The following is a 21,723-nucleotide window of genomic DNA, read 5'->3' as shown; positions in this document are numbered from 1 at the left end:
CCGGTTTTTGCAACGCTATAACGATGCTTGCAGCGTGAGGCTTACGGACGCACCGTCGCCGCGCACTGACGCACCTTGCCCAACTGCGTGGTGGTGATCGCGCCGATCTGCTGCAACTCGGTGGCGTGATCGGAGATGCAACGCAGGTAGAGCGCACGGCTGCCGTGGGCGTTAGTCGCGCACAGCTTGCTCTCGGCGGTGATGTTGGCGCCGATGATCAGGCCGGGCGTTTCCAGGGCTTTGACCGTGGTGTCGCAGGTGCCGAGGATCGCGTTGCCCGGATTGAGCGTCCAACCGATGTCGACGAACATCGCCGGGGTCAGATCGACGTCGAACTGGGCCTGCACTTCCGGCGTATCGAACGGTTCCATCAGCGCGTTCGGCTGCAGGTCGGTGTCGAAGTGCGAGAAGGTCGAGCCGACCGCGACGACGGTCGGCGCGTACAGCCGCGTGCGGCCATTGCGGTCGGCGCCCTGCAGGAAGTTCGGATCGACCAGCGCGCCCGCCGTCGCCGGCAGATTGGCCTTGACCAGCCCGCCGTCGGCCTGCGAGATCATCACCGTGGGAATGGTGATGTCGGTGATCGGCGGAGCCGAGTTGCCCATGCCCGCCACGCCGCCGGTGTTGTTGACGATCACCACCGCGACCGCGCCGTTGAGTTGCGCGTTCTTGGCCTTGACCGCGAAGTTGCAGGTGCCGCGATCGATCACCGCGACCTTGCCGGCGATGGCGGCGGCGTTGACGAACGGGGTTTCGCAACCGTCGCTGACCGACGCGGCGGCGACGCCGTCGTTGACCAGCACCAGCTGACCGGCCGGGAAGCTGGTCGCCGACGGGGCCGGGCCGAAGTCGGCGAAGCCGATTTCGTAACTGCCCGCGGCCGCGGCCGGCGCGGTCACGTTGAGCACGGTGCGCCGGTCGAGGACCAGCGGCGCCTGAGCGTTGACCTGGGCGCCGTTCCACACCGTGCGGCCCGGGGTCTTCATGGCCGTGGCGCGTAGCGCGTCGGTCATGGCCGGATCGTTGAAGGCCTTGTTCTGGACGTTGTCGTAGGCGTTGCTGGTGTAGACGTCGCTCAGACCCGCGAGCAGCGCGCCGGTGTTCTTGTTGATGAACCCTTGCGCGCCCAGACCGTGGCCGAGCTCGTGCATGACCACGTTGAGGAAATTGATCTTGCCTTCCGGGGTCTTGCCGTCCAGGCCCAGGTACCAGCCCGAACCCGCCAGGCAGTCCGGCTTGCCGAGGTCGCCGTTGAACTGGGAGAAGATGTCGGCCGGATCGTCCGGGTCGGGCACGAGGTCCTCGCCGGCGATCGCATCGGCGAGCGCGGAGTGGTACAGCGTGTTCGGAATCGCGCCCGGGAAGTCGTTGAGGATCCAGTTGGTACCGGCCGCGCCGAGGGTGCCGCCGGTGGCGGTACAGGTCAGGCGGGCGAAGGTGGCGTACACCTTGATCTCGACGTTGCTCTGCAGCACCGCGCCCCACGCATCCATCGCGTACTTGTAGACGATGCGACGTTGTTCGCCGATGGACACGCCCGGGTTGCCGCCGACCGGAGCGGCCGCAGTCGGATCGTTGAGGCCCACGGCGGTGCCGTCGTCGCCGTTGATCAGGGTGAGGTTGGCGGCTTGCGCGCTCGGCGCGAACGCGAAGGCGCCGGCGAGTGCGATCGAAATGGCGAGCAGTGACTTATTCACGCGGCAGCTCCCCGTGCTGAGTGGCGGGAGCGGCGTCGTCGCTGGGATCGCTGTGCTGGATGACGATCTTGCCGTTCGCGTCGCGGGTGGCGGTGAGCGTGCTCATCTCCGACAGCGGCATCTTGCGCGCGACCGCGCCGTTGGACAGGCGACGTTCGCTGGCGCGGACCTCGCTTGCGTTGGCCGGGAACGCGCCGCGCAAGGTGCGGGCCTTCGCCGTCGACTTTTGCTGCGTCGCAGCGGCCTTATCGAGCGCCTGGCTCTCGGCTTCGGTCAGCGGACGCAGCTTTCCGTTCGCGTCGATGCCGACCTTGGAACTGGAAACCGAGGCGTCCGCGGTGGACGGTTCGGCGGCTTGGGCCACGCAACAGGTGGCAAGGAGCAAGCCGGGCATCAACAGCCCGACTTTCAAGCGAGTACTCATGATCAATCCCCCTAAGAATTGGCAATGGTGACTCGTTCGGACGGTGTTTCTATACGAACGAATGCGGTTATTTGTGTGAAGCAACGACAAGCCGCAGCCGAGTTTGCGCACGAAACCGGATCGAACACAAGGACGTAAAAAAGCAGGCAAAACCGGCCATGGTGAATTTGCTGCATTGCAGCGTGATGAACGGGGCCGTGCTCAGTGTGTTCATCAGGCCACAGAATTTATATACCGGATCCAATGTAAAAAAGTGCACAAAAACGTTTATGGTTAACCAAACCGGTGCCGGGGAGGGCGCGGTCACAAGCATGGTCGCGCTTCGACGGTTCCGAATCCGGTTCTTGTCAGCCATTAGGGGGAAAACGCATGAATCGCAGCACCCTACTGGCGCTGGCTATCGCCAGCGTCATCGGTATGAACGTGGTCGCAGCACCCGTAGCGTTCGCAGGCAACAACTGCGACCTCAACGACGGCGACACCAGCAACGAAAACAGCGGCGGCAGCAGCGCCAACGGCACCGACGCGATCGCGTGCGGCAACGGCAACACCGCGCAAGGCGAGGAAAGCGTCTCGATCGGTCAGGCCAACAGCGCTGACGGCGCGGGCGCCAGCGCGCTGGGTTACGTCAACACCGCCCGCGGCGACGACAGCAGCGCGGTCGGCAATTTCAATGAGGCCGGCGGCGCGCGCAGCAACGCGTTCGGCCGCGGCAACCTGGTGCTCGGCGACAACGCCAACGCCTTCGGCAGCGACAACAGCGCCGACGGCGCCGGCGCGGTCGCGCTGGGCGTCAACAATTCGGCGGCGGGCCTGGGCGCGGTGGCGGTCGGCAACGCCAGCGCCGCCGACGGCGCCGGCAGCCACGCCTCGGGCGTCGGCAACATCGCCGCGGGCGACGCGTCGCTCGCGGTCGGCAGCGGCAACACCGCCAGCGCCGGCGAGACCACCGCGGTGGGCCGGATCAACGAAGCCAGCGGTCAGGGCGCCACGGCGGTCGGGTTCGTCAACACCGCCGGCGCCGATGGTGCCAGCGCGCTGGGCAACTTCAACAGCGTCACCGGCGTCGGCGCCAACGGCGTGGGCCGTGGCAACCGGGTCGAGAGCGAAAACGGCAACGCCTTCGGCGGCGACAACCGCGTCACCGGCATCAACGCCACCGCGCTGGGCAACGGCAATACCGTCAGCGGCGCGCGCAGCCTCGCCGCCGGTGTCGGCGCGCAGGCCACCGCAGACGACGCGGTCGCGCTGGGCAACGGCTCGGTCGCCGATCGCGCCAACACGGTTTCGGTCGGCGCGGCCGGCAGCGAACGTCAGATCACCAACGTCGCCAACGGCACCCAGGCCAACGATGCGGTCAACCTGAGCCAGTTGCAGGCGCTCGGCGACGGCTTCGTGGTGCGCGGCACCCAGACCGGCGCGAACAGCGTCGCCGCGGGCGCGGGCAGCGAATCCAGCGGCGCGGGCAGCAGCGCGCTCGGCAGCGGCAGCGTCGCTAGCGGCGCGGACAGCACCGCCGTCGGCGCGGCCAACACCGCCAGCGGCAGCGGCGCCAGCGCGGTGGGTTTCGTCAACACCGCCGGCGCCGACGACAGCAGCGCGCTGGGCAATTTCAACGAAGCCAGCGGCATCGGCGCGAACGCCGTCGGCCGTCTCAACCTCGCCACCGGCGTCAACAGCAATGCGGTCGGCGGCGACAACATCGCCAGCGGCGACAATGCCAGCGCGGTCGGCAGTCTCAATGAAGCCGGCGGCGCCAACAGCAACGCCTTCGGCAGCGGCAATATCGCCGGCGGTGTCGGCGCGGCGGCACTGGGCACCGACAACACCGCCAGCGCCGACGACGCCAGCGCGATCGGCGTGGCCAACGAAGCCAGCGCCAACGGCGCCAGCGCGGTGGGTTACGTCAATATCGCCGGCGGCGCCAACGCCAGCGCGCTGGGCAACTTCAACACCGCCACCGGCAACGGCAGCGTCGCCGCAGGCCGCGGCAACACCGCCAACGGTTTGAACAGCAACGCGATCGGCGGCGACAACACCAGCGACGGCGACAACGCCACCGCGATCGGCACCGGCAACCTCGCCAACGCCGCCAACAGCAACGCGGTCGGCAGCTTCAATCAGGTCGACGGCGATGCCGGCAACGCCGTCGGCGCGAACAATACGGTGAGTGGCGCGAACGGCAATGCCTTCGGCGGCGACAACACCGTCGACGGCGCCAACGCCACCGCGATCGGCAGCGGCAACACCGCCAGCGGCGTCAACAGCCTCGCCGCCGGTTTCAACAGCCAGGCCACGGCGGACGATTCGGTCGCGCTGGGTTCCAACTCGGTCGCCGATCGCGCCAACACGATCTCGGTCGGTGCCCTCGGCGCCGAGCGTCAGATCGCCAACGTCGCCGACGGCACCGACGACACCGACGCGGTCAACGTGCGTCAGTTGCAGGATGCGATCACCACCGCCGGCGACGGCTTCGTGATCCGCGGCACCCAGACCGGCACCGACGCGGTCGCGGCCGGCGTGGGCAGCGAGGCCAGCGGCGACAACGCCAGCGCGCTCGGTAACGGCAGCCTCGCCAGCGGCGCGAACAGCACCGCGGTGGGCAACTCCAGCATCGCCAGCGGCGACAACGCCAGCGCGGTGGGTTGGGGCAATACCGCCAGCGGCTTGGAAAGCGCGGCGTTCGGTACCTTGAACGGTGCGGAGGGCGATTACTCCAGCGCGTTCGGCTACGTCAATCAGGCCGTCGGCGAGAACAGCAGTGCGTTCGGCAACTTCAATACGGTTTTGGGCGCGGGCAGCAATGCCTTCGGCTCGACCAACCAGGTGAACTCGGACAACGCCAGCGCCTTCGGCAACGCCAACGTAGTCGACGGCGCCAACGCCACCGCGATCGGCAGTGGCAACACCGCCAGCGGCGCCAACAGCTTCGCGGCCGGCTTCAACAGCCAGGCCACGGCCGACGATTCGGTGGCCTTGGGTTCCAACTCGATCGCCGACCGCGCCAACACGGTGTCGGTGGGCGCGGCGGGCGCGGAACGTAACATCGCCAACGTCGCCGATGCGACCGCGGCGACCGATGCGGTCAACCTGCGTCAGTTGCAGGCGATCGGCGATGGCTTCGTGATCCGCGGCACCCAGACCGGCGCCAACAGCGTCGCGGCCGGTGCCGGCAGCGAATCGAGCGGCGCGGGCAGCAGCGCGCTGGGCAGCGGCAGCGTCGCCAGCGGCGACGACAGCACCGCGGTCGGCGCGGCCAATACCGCCAGCGGCAGCGGTTCCAGCGCGGTCGGTTTCGTCAACGTCGCTGGTGCCGACGATGCCAGCGCCTTCGGCAATTTCAACCTCGCCAATGGCGTGGGTTCGAATGCCTTCGGTCGCCTCAATACGGTCAACGGCGTGAATGGCAATGCCTTCGGCGGCGACAATACCGTCGGTGGCGCCAACGCCAGCGCGATCGGCAACGGCAACAACGTCGCTGGTGCCAACGCCACTGCGGTCGGCAGCGGCAACGTCGCCAGCGGCGCCAACAGCTTCGCGGCCGGCTTCAACAGCCAGGCCACGGCCGACGATTCGGTGGCCTTGGGTTCCAACTCGATCGCCGACCGCGCCAACACGGTGTCGGTCGGTGCGGCCGGCGCCGAGCGTCAGATCGTCAACGTCGCCGACGGTTCGCAGGCGACCGATGCGGTCAACGTGCGTCAATTGCAAGCCATGGGCGATGGCTTCGTGATTCGCGGTACCCAGACTGGCGCGAACGCGGTCGCGGCCGGTGTCGGCAGCGAGGCCAGCGGCGCCAACAGCAGCGCGCTGGGCAACTTCAGCATCGCCAGCGGCGACGGCTCCAGCGCGGTGGGTTTCGGCAGCACCGCGACCGGGCTGGAAAGCGCGGCATTCGGCACGGCCAACGATGCTTCGGGCGCGTATTCGAGCGCGTTCGGTTACGTCAACCAGACCCTCGGCGAGAACAGCAGCGCGTTCGGTAATTTCAACAGCGTGCTGGAAGTGGGCGGCAACGCCTTCGGTCGCGGCAATCAGGTGACCGCGGTCAACGGCAACGCGTTCGGCGGCGAGAACGAAGCGACGGCCGAAAACGCCAATGCCTTCGGCAACAGCAACAAAGCCACCGGCGCCAACGCCACCGCGATCGGCAACGGCAACACCGCCAGCGGCGCCAACAGTCTCGCCGCCGGCTTCAACAGCCAGGCCACGGCCGCCGATTCGGTCGCGTTGGGTTCCAACTCGATCGCCGACCGCGCCAACACGGTGTCGGTGGGCGCGGCGGGCGCGGAACGCAACATCGCCAACGTCGCCGATGCGACTGCGGCGACCGATGCGGTCAACCTGCGTCAGTTGCAGGGCGCGATCAGCACGGCCGGCGACGGCTTCGTGATCCGCGGCACCCAGACCGGCGCCAACAGCGTCGCGGCCGGTGCCGGCAGCGAGTCGAGCGGTGCGGGCAGCAGCGCGCTGGGTTATCAGAGCGTCGCCAGCGGCATCGATTCCACCGCGGTCGGCCGCGCCAACGCCGCCAGCGGCGCCGAGAGCGTGGCGGTCGGTACGGTCAACGAAGCCAGCGGCGACTATGCCAGCGCGCTCGGCTACGTCAACCGGGCCAGCGGCGAGAACAGCAGCGCGGTCGGCAACTTCAACATCGTGACCGCCGAAGGCGCCAATGCCTTCGGTCGCGACAACCAGGTGACGGCGCTCAACGCCAACGCGGTCGGCGGCGACAACGTGGTCTCGGCGGAGAACGCCAACGCCATCGGCAACGGCAACACCGTCGAAGGCGTCAACGCCACCGCGGTCGGCAGCGGCAACACCGCCAGCGGCGCCAACAGCCTCGCCGCCGGTTTCAACAGCCAGGCCACCGCGGCTGACTCGGTTGCCTTGGGTTCGAACTCGATCGCCGACCGCGCCAACACGGTCTCGGTCGGCGCGGCCGGCGCCGAGCGTCAGATCGTCAACGTCGCCGACGGATCGCAGGCGACCGATGCGGTCAACGTGCGTCAGTTGCAGAACGCGATCACCACGGTCGGCGACGGCTTCGTGGTTCGCGGTACCCAGACTGGCGCGAACAGCGTGGCGGCGGGCGTAGGCAGCGAATCCAGCGGTGTCGGCAGCAGCGCGCTGGGCTATGAGAGCGTCGCCAGCGGCGCCGATTCCAGCGCGATCGGCCGCGGCAACACCGCCCGCGGCATGGAAAGCGCGGCGGTCGGTACCTTGAACGACGCCAGCGGCGATTACTCCAGCGCATTCGGCTACGTCAATCAGTCGATCGGCGAAAACAGCAGCGCGTTCGGCAACTTCAACGTGGTGCAGGGCGCGGGCAGCAGCGCCTTCGGTTCGACCAACCAGGTGATCGCGGCCAACGCCACCGCGTTGGGCAACACCAACACCGTCGACGGCGACAACGCCACCGCGGTGGGCAACGGCAACACCGCGAGCGGCGCCGACAGCGTGGTGCTCGGCAACAACAGCCAGACCACCGCGGCCGATTCGGTCGCGCTGGGCAACGGCTCGCTCGCCGATCGCGCCAACACCGTGTCGGTGGGCGCGGCCGGTCGCGAGCGTCAGATCGTCAACGTCGCGGCCGCCAGCCAGGACACCGACGCGGTCAACCTGTCGCAGCTCAACAACGTGATGGGCGTGTTCGGCGCCGGCGCCAGCTTCACCGGCGGCGTGTTCGTCGCGCCGACCTACACGATCCAGGGCAGCGCGTTCAACGACGTGGGTTCGGCGTTCGGCGCGGTCGACGGACGGATCACCGATCTGTACGGGCGCATCGCGGCGATCCCGGCCGGTCCGCAGGGCCCGCAAGGGCCGCAGGGTCCGCAAGGTCCTCAGGGCCCGCAGGGTCCGGACGGCCCCACCGGTCCGCAAGGCCCGGGCGGTTCGCCGTTGTCGGCGAACTACGACGATGCCTCGCGTAATCAGCTGACCCTGGAAGGCGCCAACGGCACCCGCGTGTCCAACCTCGCCGACGGCGCCGCGCCGACCGACGCGGTCAACCTGCGGCAGATGCAGGCTGGCGACGTGGCCTCGGTGCAGACCTCGACCAACTACACCAACACCCAGATCCAGCAGGCCAACACCCGCGCCGATGCCGGCGATGCGCGCACCCTGCAGTCGGCCAACAGCTACACCGACCAGCGCATCAGCAATCTGAACCTGGACTTCGGCACCTTCCGTTCCGAGGTCAACGATCGTTTCGAAGATCTCGATCGTCGGGTCAGCCGCAACGGCGCGATGTCGGCGGCGATGGCGCAGATGTCGGCCAACAACGCCTACGCCAAGCCCGGTCGCGGCCGCTTGTCGGTCGGCGCCGGTTTCCAGGAAGGCGAAAGCGGCCTGGCGATCGGTTACGGCCGCCGCATCAACGAGAACGTGTCGATCAGCATCGGCGCGGCCTTCTCGGGCTCGGAGAGCTCGGGCGGCGTGGGCTTTGGGGTCGATTTGTAAGGGGCGGGAATCGGGAGTCGGGAATGGGGAATCGTAAAAGCGGCAGACGATTCTCGTTGCCGATCAAACCCGATACGAAGACGCAATAAAAAAGGGAGGCTTCGGCCTCCCTTTTTCTTGGTCCTGCCTCGAGCTCTTTCCCGATTCCCGATTCCCGTCCTACCCATGCACCCCATCGATCTCCACCCGCAACTCATGCCGGCAGATCGCCGCATGCAGCAGGATGCGCGGGACGCGGTTGCCGTAGCGGCGGTCCAGCGCCGCGGCGACGGTGTCGATGTCCTGCACGTCGCGCACGTAGACCTTCAGGCAACTGCCGGCGCCGAACGCGGGCGGCAGGTTCGGCCAGCGTTGCCGCGCGGCGTCGATCAGGCTGTCGAAGTTGGTCAGGGTTTCGTCGAGCTGGGCCAGCACCGATTCGACGTGCTTGGACTCATGACCGACCACGGCCGCGGTGCCCGACAGCAGCAACGGCATCGCGCCGGGCTGCGGCGGCAGCATCGCGCGGGCGAAGCTCGGCGACTGCGGGCCGTACTGGCGCGGGTAACGGTAAGCGCTGACCTGGCGCGGGTTTTCCAGCGGCGTGCCGGGCGTGCGCGAGGCCAGCCAGTACACCTGCAGGCGGCGCGCGCCGTCGACCCGGCCGATCGCGGTCGCGGCCGGCAGGCGCGCGATCGGGAACTCGCCCAGGCCGGCGGCGCGGCCGACGCAGAACACCCGATAGCGTTCTTCGTCGCCGTGGCCCAGGGTGATGCCGTCGAGGTAATTCCAGATCCGCAGCAGATGCGGATAACCGCGCTGCGCGGTGAACGCGATCAGCTTGCGGTACAGGTACTCGGCCGCGCGCGCGATCTCGCCGTTGGTGGCTTCGCCGGGCAGCGGCTCGGGCTCGTCGAGTTCGATCACGCCGAACTGCAGCGCGCCGTCCTCGGACCAGGCCAGGTCGCCGTCGCGGCCGCTGGACACCGGGCCGCTGGCGCGCCAGCGTTCCAGCCGGCGGTCGCCGAACGGTTCCAGCGCCACGCGCAAGTAACGCGGGTCGTCGTGATGCGGCGCGTCCTGGCCGAAGCCGAACACCGCCAGCGTGTCGTCGTGCGCGAGCACCTGCTCGGGCGTGCCGTCGAGGTAATCCACCTGCAAGTGCGGGCCGGTCAACATGGAGGGCGCGGCGCTCACGGATTGCCCTGCTGCAGCGTGTCGCCGCGGAACTCCACGCCGACCTGGCGCTTGCGCCGCAACCAGCCGCGCAAGGCCTGCGGCGCCATGCGCACGGCGGTCATCGCATAGATGAAACGGAACAGGCGCAGGCGCCGCAGCACCGCCTTGTTGTCGAATACGTCGCCAGCCAACATCGAGATCACCGCCTGTTCCACCTGCCAGAAATTGCGCGGCGCATTGAACAGTTCGCGCATCACCGGGGTGGTGAAGCGGTAGATGAACCACTGGAAATGCTTGAGCCCGCGCTTGAGTCGCACCACCATGCCGCGCTGCAGTTCGGCCTCGCGCGCCGGCTCGCGCAGCGCGCCGTCGACCACCGAGGCGGCCTGCTCGCCGCTGTTCATGCCCAGATACACGCCGGAGGAAAACACCGGATCGACGAACGCGTACGCATCGCCGACCATCACCCAGCCCGGCCCGGTCATCCGCGAGCAGGTATAGGAATAGTTGCCGGTGACGTGTACCTCGCCGCAGCGCTGCGCGCCCTGCATGCGCTTGGCCACCGACGGTTCCGACTCCAGCGTCTTCATCAAGAACGCCTCGGTCTCGCCACGGCGCTGCTTGAGGTATTCGGGGAAACACACCGCGCCCACGCTCATCACGTCGCCCTGCAACGGGATCAGCCACATCCAGCCATGCGCGAAACGCTGCACGGTGATGTTGCCGGCGTCCTCGCCGTCGCGGCGCTGCACGCCGGTGAAGTGGCTGAAAATCGCCGCCGACTGGTGCAGGGTGTTCTTCTGCTTGAGCTTGAGCTGCGAGCCGATGAAGGTGTCGCGGCCGCTGCCGTCGACCAGATAGCGCATGCGGATGCGCAGCTCGCGGCCGTCGTGATCGCGCGCGATCGCGGCGACCGGGCGGCCTTGATCGTTGAACTCGACCTTCTCGACCTTGACCCGTTCGCGCGCGTCCACGCCGTTGGCCTGGCTGTGGCGGAACAGCAATTCGTCGAACTGTTCGCGCTTGACCTGGAAGGCGTAACCGAACTGCGGATTGAGCGCGCGTTCGAAACGGAAGGTGTTGTAGCGATCGGCGTCGATCGGGAACTCGGCGCCGGGCTTGTGGGTGCCGATCGCGCGGACCTGTTCGAGCACGCCCAGACGTTCGAGGATCGCCAGGTTCATCGGCAGCAGCGATTCGCCGATGTGAAAGCGCGGGTGGCTGCCCTTTTCCAGCAGCAGCACCTTCCAGCCCTTGCGCGCGAGCAGGGTTGCCGCGGTGGTGCCGGCCGGGCCGCCGCCGACGACGAGCACGTCGACCTCGAGCTGGGTTACCTCGTCCGGCAGTGGCTTGGAATCGTGGGATGCAACGGCGCCGACCGGCGTGGCGGCCGTCCCGGGCAGGGAAGCAGGTGAGTTCATGCGCAAATGATAGCCTGCGGCTCCGCCCGACTGTGCGCCGGTCAGGTCAAGACGCAGGGCAGCAGATTTATCGCCGAAAATGCGCAAGCGGTTGAAATTGCTGACGAATGAGGCGGTCGGGCGGGTCGGCCCGGTGGCCGGCGCGCTGTGACCGGTTGCACGCTGCGCCGCGATGAAGGATCGTGGCGCCCCTCGCTTACGCCGTTACCGGATCGCCCGATGTCTGAACAAAGCCCCGCCGAACGCGAACTGGCGCAGTTGCTGGTCGAGAGCCTGAATCTTGAAGACGTGACGCCGGAGCAGATCGAGCCGGACGCGGCGCTGTTCAACGACGGCCTGGGCCTGGATTCGATCGATGCGCTGGAACTGGCGCTGGCGATCACCAAGCGCTACGGCTTCCAGTTGCGCTCCGACAGCGACGAGAACCGCCGCATCTTCGCCTCGCTGCGCGCGCTGTCGGGTCATATCGAACAGCACCGCGCGGCCTGAGCCTTCGCGCCGGCGTGGGCGCGGCTTCGGTTCGGGCCGTTTGATTCGGCCCAGATCGGCCGGTAACGGCTCTTATCGACCCGTTCCGGCGCAATCGCTCCAGCCGGCGTGACTCGGCCTGTTCCGGCGCGTCCCGCCTGACCTCGTATCGCTCATCCATGCCGTTCGGCCGGCGCATCGCGCGCGCGCCGCCGTTATCGTGGCCCGTCATGCACGCCCCGCCCATGCGCCCCGCCGGACCTTCGATCCCGTGAACGATTCATCGTCCAGCCTCAGCGGACCGGCGCGACTGCTGCTCGCGATCGCCTATCCGTTGCTGGCGCACTGGGCCAGCCACGAGGGCAGCGGCGTGCTGGCGGCGCTGGCCCTGGCCGACTTGGTGGTGTTCGTGACCATCGACGGTTTGCTCGGATTGCGCGCGCTGCCGTGGCTTGCGACCGCGCTGCTTCTCGGCGCGCTCGCCGCGATCGCGCCGACACCGTACGCACAGATGCTGCTGCTGACCCCGCCGGTACTGTTCAACGCCTGGCTGGCGTGGTGGTTCGGCCGCAGCCTGCGCGCGCCGCGCGAGGGCCTGATCACCCGCATCGTCGCGGCCCTGCACGGCTGCGCGCCGCGCGAACTCGCGCCGGACCTGTACCGCTACACCCGCCGTCTGACCCTGCTGTGGGCCTGCGTGCTGGCCGGGCTGGGCCTGGTCAACGGCGCGCTGGCGATGATCGCGGTGCCCGATGGGGTGCTGGCGCAACTGGGCCACACGCCGGCGCTGGCGATCACCCAGGAGCAGTGGTCGTGGTTCGCCAACATCCTCAATTACGGCGTGGTCGGCGGCATGTTCGCCGGCGAGTACCTGGTCCGTCGGCGTTTGTTCAAGGACCGGCCGGAGAAGGGGTTCTTCGATTTCCTGCGCAAGATGGCGCAGCTGGGGCCGGGGTTCTGGAAAGAGTTGTTTTCGTGAGCGTTTGATTCATCGGCGTAAGTTGGCGCTTCTCAATATCTGCACTAGAGGCATCCGTGTGGAATGTATCGTCGGTGGTGACGAATCCTTCTCCCGCTTGCGGGAGAAGGTGGCCCGAAGGGCCGGATGAGGGCGCGAGGGGTGGGTGAGCCCGCCAGTTGCCGGAGACCCTCACCCCAGCCCTCTCAGCTCTGCACTCCCTCTGGTCGCCGCAAGCGGGAGAGGGAGCTGATCGGGAAACTGCAGTTTTCGTCACGCTTCCCAGGCGCCTGCTTTATCCTTCGGCTTCACCCTTCGCGCCGTAGCCTGTCCGCATCATGCCGTTCGCCCTCGCCGCCGATCATCCCTGCCTGCCGGGCCATTTTCCGGGCCGCCCGCTGGTGCCCGGCGTGGTGCTGCTCGATCGAGTGATCGAAGCGGTCGAAGCGCTGCATGGGCCGCTGAGCGGTCTGCGCCTGCCGCAGGTGAAGTTCCTGCGGCCGTTGCTGCCGCAGCAGTCGGCGCAGATCGAACTGGACACCCTCGGCGCGGCGCGCTGGCGGTTTCGCGTGCTGCATGCGGGCGAGCTGTTGGCCAGCGGCGAGATCGTCGCCGAGCCGCCGTCGGCTCCGGCGACCGCCACGGACGAACCGGCATGAACGATTCGCATTGGAAGCAACGCCCCGAAGGCGGCAGCCGTTTCGCCTTCCACCTGATCCGCTTCATCGCCAGCAACGGCGGCCGCTCGATCGCGCGGCTCACGCTGTACCCGATCGTCGCCTACTTCCTGATCGTGCGCGGCCCCGAGCGCCGCGCCTCGCGCGCGTACCTGACGCGGGTGCTCGATCGTCCGCCGACCTTGCTAGACGTCGCCCGCCATATCCACACCTTCGCCGCGACCATCCTCGACCGCGTGTACATGCTCAGCCGCGGCATGGACCGGTTCAAGGTCAACATCAGCGGCCTGGAGCCGATCGACCGCCAGCTCGACCGCGGCCAGGGCATGCTGCTGTTCGGCTCGCACCTGGGCAGCTTCGAAGCGCTGCGCGTGCTCGCGCGGCAACGGCCGGACCTGAAGGTGCGGGTGGTGCTCGATCGCGCCCACAACCCGCAGCTCACCCAGTTGCTCGATGCGATGGATCCGCAGATCGCGCGCAACGTCATCGACGCCGGCCAGGACGGGCCGTCGATCGTGTTCGCGATCAAGCAGGCCACCGACGAGGGCGCGCTGGTCGCGCTGCTGGTCGATCGCGCCGCGCCCGGCGAACCGTCGACCAGCGCTTCGTTCCTTGGCGCGAGCGCGCAGTTTCCGACCGCGCCGTGGCTGATCGCGGCGGCGCTGAAACTGCCGGTGGTGCTGGGCTTCGGCCTGTACCGCGGCGGCTCGCACTACGACCTGGTGTTCGAAACGTTCAGCGAGGGTGTGGCGATCGAACGGCATAACCGTCCGGCGATCCTCGCAGCGCTGGTCCAGCGCTACGCCGAGCGCCTGCAGGCCCACGCCCGCAGCGCGCCCTACAACTGGTTCAACTTCTACGATTTCTGGCATGCCGATGACCCCCAACAAGCACTGCCTGACGCTGGCGTTGGCGCTGATGTCCAGCGTCGGGTCGCTGCACGCCGCTCCGGTTACTGAGGCCGCGCTCGCGCAAGCAGCGGCGGCGTCCGCGACAGCGGGCGAAGCGCCGGCCGATCCCGCGGTGATCCTGCCGCGTCTGGCCCAGCCGATTCCGGCGCGCACCGATTTCGTTGAGGTGCGCGGCTCGGCCCTGCTCAAGGCGCCGCTGCGCGTGTCCGGCGAATACCGCCGGCCCGATGCCTCGACCTTGGTGCGCGAAGTGCGCGCGCCCTACGCCGAGACCACGACCATCCGCACCGGCGCCCAGCCGGGCCAGGGCGAAGTCAGCATCGCCCGCGCCGGAAAGCCGGCGAAAAAATTCTCGCTGTCGCGCGCGCCCGAACTGGTCGCATTGCAGGCCAGTTTCGGCGCGCTGCTCGGCGGCGATCGCGCCGCGCTCGAACAGCACTATCGCCTGAGCGCGCAAGGCACCCGCCGGCAGTGGACGATCACGATGACGCCGAAGGACGCCAAGCTCGCCGCGCGCATCCGCGAGATCGTGCTGCTCGGCCGCGACGATGAACTGCGCTGCATCGAAACCCGTCCGGCCCGCGGCAACGAACAACAGCGCACCTTGCTCAGCAGCGCCGCGCGCGACGCCGTCGGCATCGACGATGCGAGCCGGCTCGCGGCGTTGTGCCGCGGCCACGGCGCCGCGCGTTGATGACGCCCGCGCGTCGGATCGGCTTCGCCCTGCTGTGGCTGGCGCTGCTCGCGCTGGCCGGCTGGGCGATCGGCAGCCAGCTCAAGCTCAGCGGCGATCTGCGCCGGTTCATGCCGAGCGCGCAGACCCCCGCGCAGAAACTGCTGATCGACGAACTCGGCGAAGGCCCGGGTTCGCGCCTGCTGTTGATCGCGCTCGAAGGCGACGACCCGGCCGCGCTGGCCGCGCAATCGACGGCGCTGCGCGAACGCCTGAGCGCGCAGCCGCAGTTCAAGCTGGTCGCCAACGGCGGCGGGTTCGGCCTGGAGTCTGTGCCCGAGCGGCTGCGTCCCTACCGCTATCTGCTGTCGCCGACGTTCGACGCTCAACCGCTGGACGCGGCCTATCTGCGCGACCAGCTCGACACCCGCGTGCAGGACCTGGGTTCGCCGGCCGGCGAATTGATCGAACCGCTGCTGGCCAGCGATCCGACCCTGGAAATGCTGCGCCTGGCCGAGGCCTGGCAACCGGCGCAGGCGCCGCAGACGCTCGACGGGGTGTGGTTCGACCGCGCCGGCAAGCAGGCCTTGCTGGCGGTGGAAACGCGCGCGGCCGGGTTCGATCCGACCGGTCAGCAAAGCGCGATCGACGCCATCCGCGGCGCGTTCGAACAGGCGCGCGGCACCAGCGCATCGCGCATCACCATCAGCGGGCCGGGCGCGTTCTCGGTCGAGATCGGCGGCCGCACCCAGCGCGAAGCCAGCCTGATCGGCAGCATCGACAGCCTGGTGTTCATCGCGCTGTTGTGGCTTGCGTATCGCAGTTGGAAGGCGCCGCTGATCGGCGGCCTGCCGCTGGCGACCGCGGGCTTGGCCGGTTTGGGCGCGGTCGCGGCGATCTTCGACGGCGTGCACGGCATCACCGTCGCGTTCGGTTTCACCTTGATCGGCGTGGTCCAGGATTACCCGATCCATTTGTTCAGTCATCAGCGGCCCGGGCTGTCGCCGTGGGCCAGCGCGCGCAGTTTGTGGCCGACGCTGGGCACCGGCGTGGCTTCGACCTGCATCGCCTATCTGACCTTCTTCGTGTCCGGCGTCGACGGACTGCAGCAACTCGCGGTGTTCACCATCGTCGGCCTCGCCACCGCCGCGCTGGCGACGCGCTTCGTGCTACCGGCGCTGATCGATCCGGCGCCGCGCGATGTCGCCACCTCGGTGCGACTGGCGCGGGTGTGGAGCGCGCTCGCGCGCTGGCCGCGCCTGGGCGTGACCAGCGTGTCGCTGATCGCGGCGCTGGCGTTGGCGGTGATCCTGTTCGTGCCGGGCGCGTTCTGGCAGAACGATCTGGCCAAGCTGACCCCGGTGCCGGACGCGGCGCTGGCGCGCGACGCGCAATTGCGCGGCGAACTCGGCGCGCCGGACGTGCGCTACATCATCGCCATCGAAGGCCGCGACGCCGAGGCCGCGTTGCAGGCGTCCGAAGCGCTGCTGCCGGAGCTGCCGCTGCTGCGACAGCGCGGCGCGATCGCCGGCTACGATCTGGCCGCGCGCTACCTGCCGAGCATCAAGACCCAGCGCGAACGTCAGCGCCGGTTGCCCGATGCGACGAATCTGCGCGCCGCGCTCGACAGCGCGGTCGCGGCGACGCCGTTCCGCAGCGACGCCTTCGCCGAGTTCCTCGATGATGTCGAACGCGCGCGGCACGCGCCGCCGCTGACGCCGCGCGATCTGGCCGATACGCCGCTGGCGGTCAGCGTCGACGGACTGCTGCTGCAGCGCGGCGATCATGCCACCGCGCTGGTGTCGCTGAGCGGCCTGCACGATCCGGGCGCGGTGGCGCAGGTCGTGCGCAGACACGGCGGCCAGTTGCTCGATCTCAAGCAGGCGTCGGAGTCGCTGGTCGCCGAATACCGCGGCCGGGTGTTGCTGGCCCTGGGCTTGGCCGGCGTGCTGCTCGCCGCCGCGGTATGGATCGCGCTGCGCTCGCCGCGGCGGGTGCTGCGCGTGCTCGCGCCGATGGCGTTGACCACGCTGTTGATCCTCGCGGTGTTGCGCGGCCTGGGCGTGGAATTGAATCTGTTCCACCTGGTCTCGCTGATCCTCGCAGCCGGCCTGGGCCTGGATTACGCCTTGTTCTTCGACCACGCCGGCGACGACCGCGCCGAACAACTGCGCACCTTGCACGCGGTGATCGTGTGCAGCCTGACGACGCTGCTGGTGTTCGCATTGCTGGGCCTGTCGTCGATCCCGGTGCTGCGCGCGATCGGCGCCACCGTCGCGTTGGGCGTGGCGTTCAATTTCGTGCTCGCGCTGCTGATCGTGCGTGAGCCGACGGTGATGTCCGATGCTGAGTCATGACGCGGTGAAGCGCGAGTTCGACGTAACCCCACCCCGGATTAGCGGTTGAACGGCGCTTTAGCCCATCGCCACCGGTCGCGACGTGATTCGCGGATATCATGCCGTGCGATGACATGAGGGCATGCTCGCGTGATACGCGATGCATTGCGGCTGTTGATAGAGGACAGGGACGATGAAGATGAACACGGCTATTCTTGGGGCGGGGCGAGTGAAATCGATGGCCGGTGATTGCCGAGCCTTCCGCAGCGTGCTCACGCTTGCGGTAACGATGGGGTTGCTGACGCCAGGAGCGGCCTCGGCTGCCGATCCGATCAACTATTGGGACAACGGTAGCGGCGTGTGGAACGCCGGCAATGCCAATTGGACGCGTGAGGACGGCAGCACCGGCGTCTGGATCCCGGGCGTGGCCGTGTTCCGCACCGCGGCGGCCGGCGACACAGTCACGGTGGACGGCGCGCAAACCTTCACCGGCCTAGAGTTCAGAAGCAACACCAACGGCTATCGCTTGCTCGGCGCCGCCGCCGGCGAGCTCGCGATCGGCGCGCCGCGGGCCGCGATCGTGGTCGATGCGGCCACCCAAGCTACGATCGACTCGACGATCACTGGTGCCGGCGGCTTGACCGTGTCCGGCGCGGGTACCTTGCTGCTTAGCGGCCAGGGCAATACCTACGGCGGTGGCACGACGGTGGGCAACTCGGCCGTCCTGGCCATTTCGGCGACCGGCGCGCTCGGTAGCGGTTCGCTCAGCGCGCTCGACCTAAGCGAAATCCGGTTCCAGGGCGCGGCCAACGCCGGCGCGCGCGACATTACCCTGGTCAACGGTTTCTCGCTGGGCCGTACGAGACTGCGTTTCGTCGATCAGGCCAGCGCCGGCAACGCCAACATCGTCATCGATAACCGGGTCAACTTGGAGGATCGGTTCGGCGTGGTCGGTTTCGAAGGCGAATCCAGCGCGGGCAACGCAAGAATTTCCTCGGTCTGGGGCGGAAGCGTGAACTTCAGTGGTCGCAGCAACGCTGGCCGCTCGATCATCGACCTGCCTCAGCAGAGTGTACTTACGTTCATGGACTCCGCCGATGCGGGGCAGGCGACCGTCGTCACACGCGGGGCGGTCGTTTTTCGCGACAACGCCCGTGCCGACGGTCTGTCGCTGACCGCTATGGGCGGTCGGTTCGGGCCGTCCATGCAGTTGTCGGAGATGCGCATCCCGCTTTCGATCGGATCGCTTTGGACGGAAAACAGCGTCGTATTAGGTGGCGGCAGCCTGACACTCGGCCTGCTCGGGCGCGACGACCAGGTCGGTGAGCTGCACGGTAGCGGCACGGTGTTGAAAATCGGAACCGGAACGCTCTCGATCCTGCGCGACGATGACCAGTACTTTCAGGGCACCACCGACGTCAAAGAAGGCCGCCTGCTGCTCAAGACGATGTCGCACGGTGGAACGACTGTTATCCGGGCGGCAGGCTCGTTGGTCGGCAGCGGCGGCGTGCGCGATCTGATCAACGAAGGCACGGTCGCGCCCGATGGCCCCATCCGCGTGCTAGGCAATTACGTGCAGCGCCCCGGAGGTCGACTGGCGATCGACATCTCACCCAATGGGGCGTCGGATATTCTGTCGGTCGTGGGCAACGCGACGCTTCAAGGTAGCGTCGACGTGATTAAGGCACCGGGGCAGTACGCTTACGGAACCCGCTATACGCTCATCTACGCGCAAGGTGGAGTGAGCGGCCGTTTCGACATGCTGACTCAGAACCAGCCGTTCCTGAAGCTGGCGATGGCTTACGACGCCGAACGTGCCTATCTCGACGTATTGCGCAGCGATACCCAATTCGCGGACGTTTGCGACACGCCCAATCGTTGCGGCGTCGCCGGCGCGCTGGACACGATCTCGGCCTCCGGTCGTCCTGGCGCGGACATGCAAGCAGTAATTGAAGAATTGACCACGCTCAGCGTCGCGGGCGCGCTGGCCGGCATGGATCGGTTGTCCGGCGATGCGCACGCCGATTTCGCGGGCGCGCTGCTCGATGAGCAAAGTTTGTACGGTCAGGATCTGAGCCGACGCGTACTCGCGCAACGCGGAGACGGCGGCGGGCGTGACGGCGGAGGCGCATGGGTGCGCGTCGAAGCCGCGTCCTCGAAGTTCGGCGGCGACGGCAACGCTCACGGCTGGGATCTCGACACGCGCGCGACCACGCTCGGCATAGACGGCTGGATCAACGATTCGCTGCTGCTCGGCGCCAGCGCACAGTTCAAGAAATACGATGCCGATCTGCGACCGCGCGACCGCGGCCGAGCCGATATCGGAGCGCTGGACTTGTACGCGGGCCTGCACGGCGATAAGGGATATTTGAACGCCGTGGTGGGTTACGCGCGTTGGGACAACAAGATCGAACGCGGCATCGTCGTAGGCGACATCTCGCGGCACGCCGATTCGCATTATGGCGGGCATAGCTACAGTGCCTATCTTGAAGCCGGTTGGATCTTCGACCTGGGCGCGGCCCGGTTGCAGCCGTTGCTGGGCGTTAGTTACACCCGTCTTGACAATGAAGGCTTCCGCGAGAGCGGAGCGCAGGGCCTCGGCTTGAGCGGCGGGGCGTTGAAGGTCGACCGCTTTACCGCGAGCCTCGGCTTGCGTTGGAGCGCCAACTTTGGCATCGGCGATTGGATCGTATCGCCGAGCCTGGAGGCGCGCACGCTGCGCGGCTACGCTGACGATTACGCGCGTCTTGACGCGACCTTCGAGAGCGCTCCGGCCGTCGTCTTCCAGACTCGCGGCGCCAGCCTGCCGAAGCAGCGGGCGCTGGCCGATGTCGGCCTGCACCTGAGGCACGGCGAACGGACCGAGCTGTTTCTGAATTATGGCTATCGGCACGGCGATGACCTGCGTTCGCGTAATCTGGGCTTTGGTCTGCGCTATCGATGGTAATCATCGCGATGAGATTGGCTCGATGAGAGTTTGTTCGACCAAAACCCGTTCCCCGGCAATCTTCCCATTGCGAGCCGGCCATGGATCGACCGGTGTACGGCGCTCGGCGTTGTATCGGTTCGAGTCCGATTCGATATTGGATCTGTGGATGGGTAGCGATGCGCACGCGTGAGGCGATCGCCGCGCTGATTCCGCACCAGGGCCTGATGTGCCTGTGGGAGGAAGTGGTCGATTGGGATGACGAACGCATCGTGCTGCGCAGCCTCGGCCATCGCGATCCGGCGCATCCGTTGCGGCATGCGCAGCGTCTGCATGCGGTGCATCTGTGCGAATACGGCGCGCAGACCATGGCCGTGCATGGCGGCCTGCTGGCCGCGCGCGACGGCGCGGCGATTCGTCCCGGCGTGCTAGTCGCGCTGCGCGGGGTGCAGTTGCGGCTCGCGCGCATCGACGACTTGCCCGGCGCGCTCGAAGGCACGGCGCGCAAGCTGATCGATACCGGCGAGAGCTGGCAGTACGAATTCGAGATCCGTCATGCCGGCGATCTGATCGCGCAGGGGCGCGCGGCGGTGATGGCGCGGCCGGGCTGATCGGCCGGCGCGATCGTATCGGATGAGGTTTATCGGCTGACGCCGCTCCGAAGAAGAACCTCGTATTGCGAATGATCTTCGTAATGCATGACGCCAGATGGCGTGATCGGATCAGTCGTCTTAAGTACGTGTTGGACGGTGTGGGTCGTCATCATCTGGACCGCAGGAATCTTCAAGCGCTTGGGCAATCGCTGGAATCAGCCGTTCTTGATGCGCATCCAGTGAGGGTGCGATTCCGTCCGCCTGCAATCCGATTTCCTTGGCTGCCGCAAGTGATAGTCCGTATCGGGTCCGGATCGCCCGTATCGCCGCGATGGGATCCTGGGTTTCGGCCTTGACCTGGACATAAAGCGCGCGCGCGGTTTCTTCCTGGTGCATGACGGCATGCCTGTCGAATCCGGGTGCCATGATTTCACACCCGCGCTCCCGAGGCGTTCCTCCCGACAAACGCGCTCATGCCGCGTGCTCGCCGAGGACCGGTCCCATGCCCATGCAATTCCATTTCGACGATCTGAGCCTGCACCACGACGAAGCGCAGGTCGGCCATCGCTTCACCCTGCGGGTCCGGCTCAATCAGCGTCGCGGCGCGCAGCTGGCCTGGTTCGAACGCAACGATCGCCACGACAACCGCGATATCCCGCAGGACACCTGGGTCGACATGCACCGCTTGTTCGCCACGGATCTGCCGGTGTTCCAGTCGTGGCTGGACACCACGGTCGATAACGGCCGCACCGAACTCGAATTCCCCGCCGTGTCGTGCATGCCGCTGCAACCGTACGCGCGACGCACCCTGGAGTGGTGCGTGGTGGTGGTCGACGGCGAGGACGAGCACGGCGACGAGGGCGACGCGCGCGAGTGGGCGATGTGGCGCGGCGTGCAGGAACTGGCCTGCGACGGCGAGGGCCGGGTGTTCACCCACACGCTCACGCCGGCGCAGTCGCTGCATGGCCGCAGCGATCAGCCGCCGCATCCGGACGACCGTCCGCAGTATTGATCGGCGC

The 21,723-nt window shown here is 67.8% G+C and carries 15 protein-coding genes; 10 read left to right on the top strand and 5 right to left on the bottom strand.

Annotated features, from left to right (window positions below; translation table 11 throughout):
• Positions 1-41 precede the first annotated feature (41 nt).
• A complete protein-coding gene (locus IEQ11_RS23530; protein ID WP_096417004.1) occupies positions 42-1,697 on the bottom strand; it encodes a PA domain-containing protein in 1,656 nt (551 codons plus the stop codon).
• Positions 1,690-2,124 carry a hypothetical protein gene (locus tag IEQ11_RS23525; RefSeq protein WP_191822032.1) on the bottom strand — a complete coding sequence of 145 codons (435 nt, stop codon included), beginning with the start codon at positions 2,122-2,124 and terminating at the stop codon, positions 1,690-1,692. Before IEQ11_RS23525 ends, IEQ11_RS23530 begins: the two co-directional genes overlap by 8 nt.
• A gap of 366 nt (positions 2,125-2,490) precedes the next feature.
• Here IEQ11_RS23525 and IEQ11_RS23520 point away from each other — a divergent pair, with 366 nt between their 5' ends.
• Entirely contained in the window at positions 2,491-8,583 is a 6,093-nt protein-coding gene (locus IEQ11_RS23520) for a beta strand repeat-containing protein (RefSeq protein WP_191821995.1), read from the top strand.
• A 159-nt stretch (positions 8,584-8,742) separates the two neighbouring features.
• Here IEQ11_RS23520 and IEQ11_RS23515 read toward each other — a convergent pair whose 3' ends face one another.
• Together IEQ11_RS23515 and IEQ11_RS23510 are read right to left on the bottom strand one after the other, a co-directional pair.
• The gene (locus IEQ11_RS23515) at positions 8,743-9,741 is read right to left on the bottom strand and encodes a chorismate transformation FkbO/Hyg5 family protein (RefSeq protein WP_191822031.1); all 999 of its coding nucleotides are present in this window, start codon (positions 9,739-9,741) and stop codon (positions 8,743-8,745) included.
• A gap of 14 nt (positions 9,742-9,755) precedes the next feature.
• Positions 9,756-11,162 carry an NAD(P)/FAD-dependent oxidoreductase gene (locus IEQ11_RS23510; protein WP_191821994.1) on the bottom strand — a complete coding sequence of 469 codons (1,407 nt, stop codon included), beginning with the start codon at positions 11,160-11,162 and terminating at the stop codon, positions 9,756-9,758.
• 219 nt (positions 11,163-11,381) lie between these two features.
• Here IEQ11_RS23510 and IEQ11_RS23505 point away from each other — a divergent pair, with 219 nt between their 5' ends.
• The 8 genes from IEQ11_RS23505 to IEQ11_RS23470 all read left to right on the top strand — a co-directional run bounded on the left by IEQ11_RS23505 (position 11,382) and on the right by IEQ11_RS23470 (position 20,722).
• Complete coding sequence (locus tag IEQ11_RS23505; protein WP_036108074.1) at positions 11,382-11,651, top strand: phosphopantetheine-binding protein; 270 nt, start codon at positions 11,382-11,384, stop codon at positions 11,649-11,651.
• A 250-nt stretch (positions 11,652-11,901) separates the two neighbouring features.
• Entirely contained in the window at positions 11,902-12,609 is a 708-nt protein-coding gene (locus tag IEQ11_RS23500; RefSeq protein WP_235592234.1) for a COG4648 family protein, read from the top strand.
• A gap of 317 nt (positions 12,610-12,926) precedes the next feature.
• Complete coding sequence (locus tag IEQ11_RS23495) at positions 12,927-13,247, top strand: ApeI family dehydratase (protein ID WP_046658254.1); 321 nt, start codon at positions 12,927-12,929, stop codon at positions 13,245-13,247.
• A complete protein-coding gene (locus tag IEQ11_RS23490) occupies positions 13,244-14,224 on the top strand; it encodes a lysophospholipid acyltransferase family protein (RefSeq protein WP_191821993.1) in 981 nt (326 codons plus the stop codon). Before IEQ11_RS23495 ends, IEQ11_RS23490 begins: the two co-directional genes overlap by 4 nt.
• Positions 14,184-14,870 (top strand): LolA-related protein, encoded by a 687-nt coding sequence (locus IEQ11_RS23485; RefSeq protein WP_228464666.1) that lies wholly within the window; start codon positions 14,184-14,186, stop codon positions 14,868-14,870. Before IEQ11_RS23490 ends, IEQ11_RS23485 begins: the two co-directional genes overlap by 41 nt.
• Positions 14,870-17,206, top strand: a complete 2,337-nt coding sequence (locus IEQ11_RS23480; RefSeq protein WP_191821992.1) for an MMPL family transporter — start codon at positions 14,870-14,872, stop codon at positions 17,204-17,206. The genes IEQ11_RS23485 and IEQ11_RS23480 overlap by 1 nt, the downstream gene beginning before the upstream one ends.
• 172 nt (positions 17,207-17,378) lie before the next feature.
• The gene (locus IEQ11_RS23475; protein WP_191821991.1) at positions 17,379-20,132 is read left to right on the top strand and encodes an autotransporter outer membrane beta-barrel domain-containing protein; all 2,754 of its coding nucleotides are present in this window, start codon (positions 17,379-17,381) and stop codon (positions 20,130-20,132) included.
• A 158-nt stretch (positions 20,133-20,290) separates the two neighbouring features.
• Positions 20,291-20,722, top strand: a complete 432-nt coding sequence (locus IEQ11_RS23470; RefSeq protein WP_191821990.1) for a hotdog family protein — start codon at positions 20,291-20,293, stop codon at positions 20,720-20,722.
• A 120-nt stretch (positions 20,723-20,842) separates the two neighbouring features.
• Here the strand turns inward: IEQ11_RS23470 and IEQ11_RS23465 are convergent, their stop codons facing one another.
• The gene (locus IEQ11_RS23465) at positions 20,843-21,100 is read right to left on the bottom strand and encodes a hypothetical protein (RefSeq protein WP_191821989.1); all 258 of its coding nucleotides are present in this window, start codon (positions 21,098-21,100) and stop codon (positions 20,843-20,845) included.
• A gap of 106 nt (positions 21,101-21,206) precedes the next feature.
• Between IEQ11_RS23465 and IEQ11_RS23460 the strand changes: the two genes are divergently transcribed.
• Positions 21,207-21,716 carry a hypothetical protein gene (locus tag IEQ11_RS23460; RefSeq protein ID WP_148650588.1) on the top strand — a complete coding sequence of 170 codons (510 nt, stop codon included), beginning with the start codon at positions 21,207-21,209 and terminating at the stop codon, positions 21,714-21,716.
• Positions 21,717-21,723 lie beyond the last annotated feature (7 nt).

Origin of the sequence: Lysobacter capsici, from assembly GCF_014779555.2 — a bacterium.
Taxonomy (GTDB): domain Bacteria; phylum Pseudomonadota; class Gammaproteobacteria; order Xanthomonadales; family Xanthomonadaceae; genus Lysobacter; species Lysobacter capsici.
Note: the sequence above shows the minus strand (reverse complement) of the source record. Positions and strands in the feature narration are given on the sequence as shown.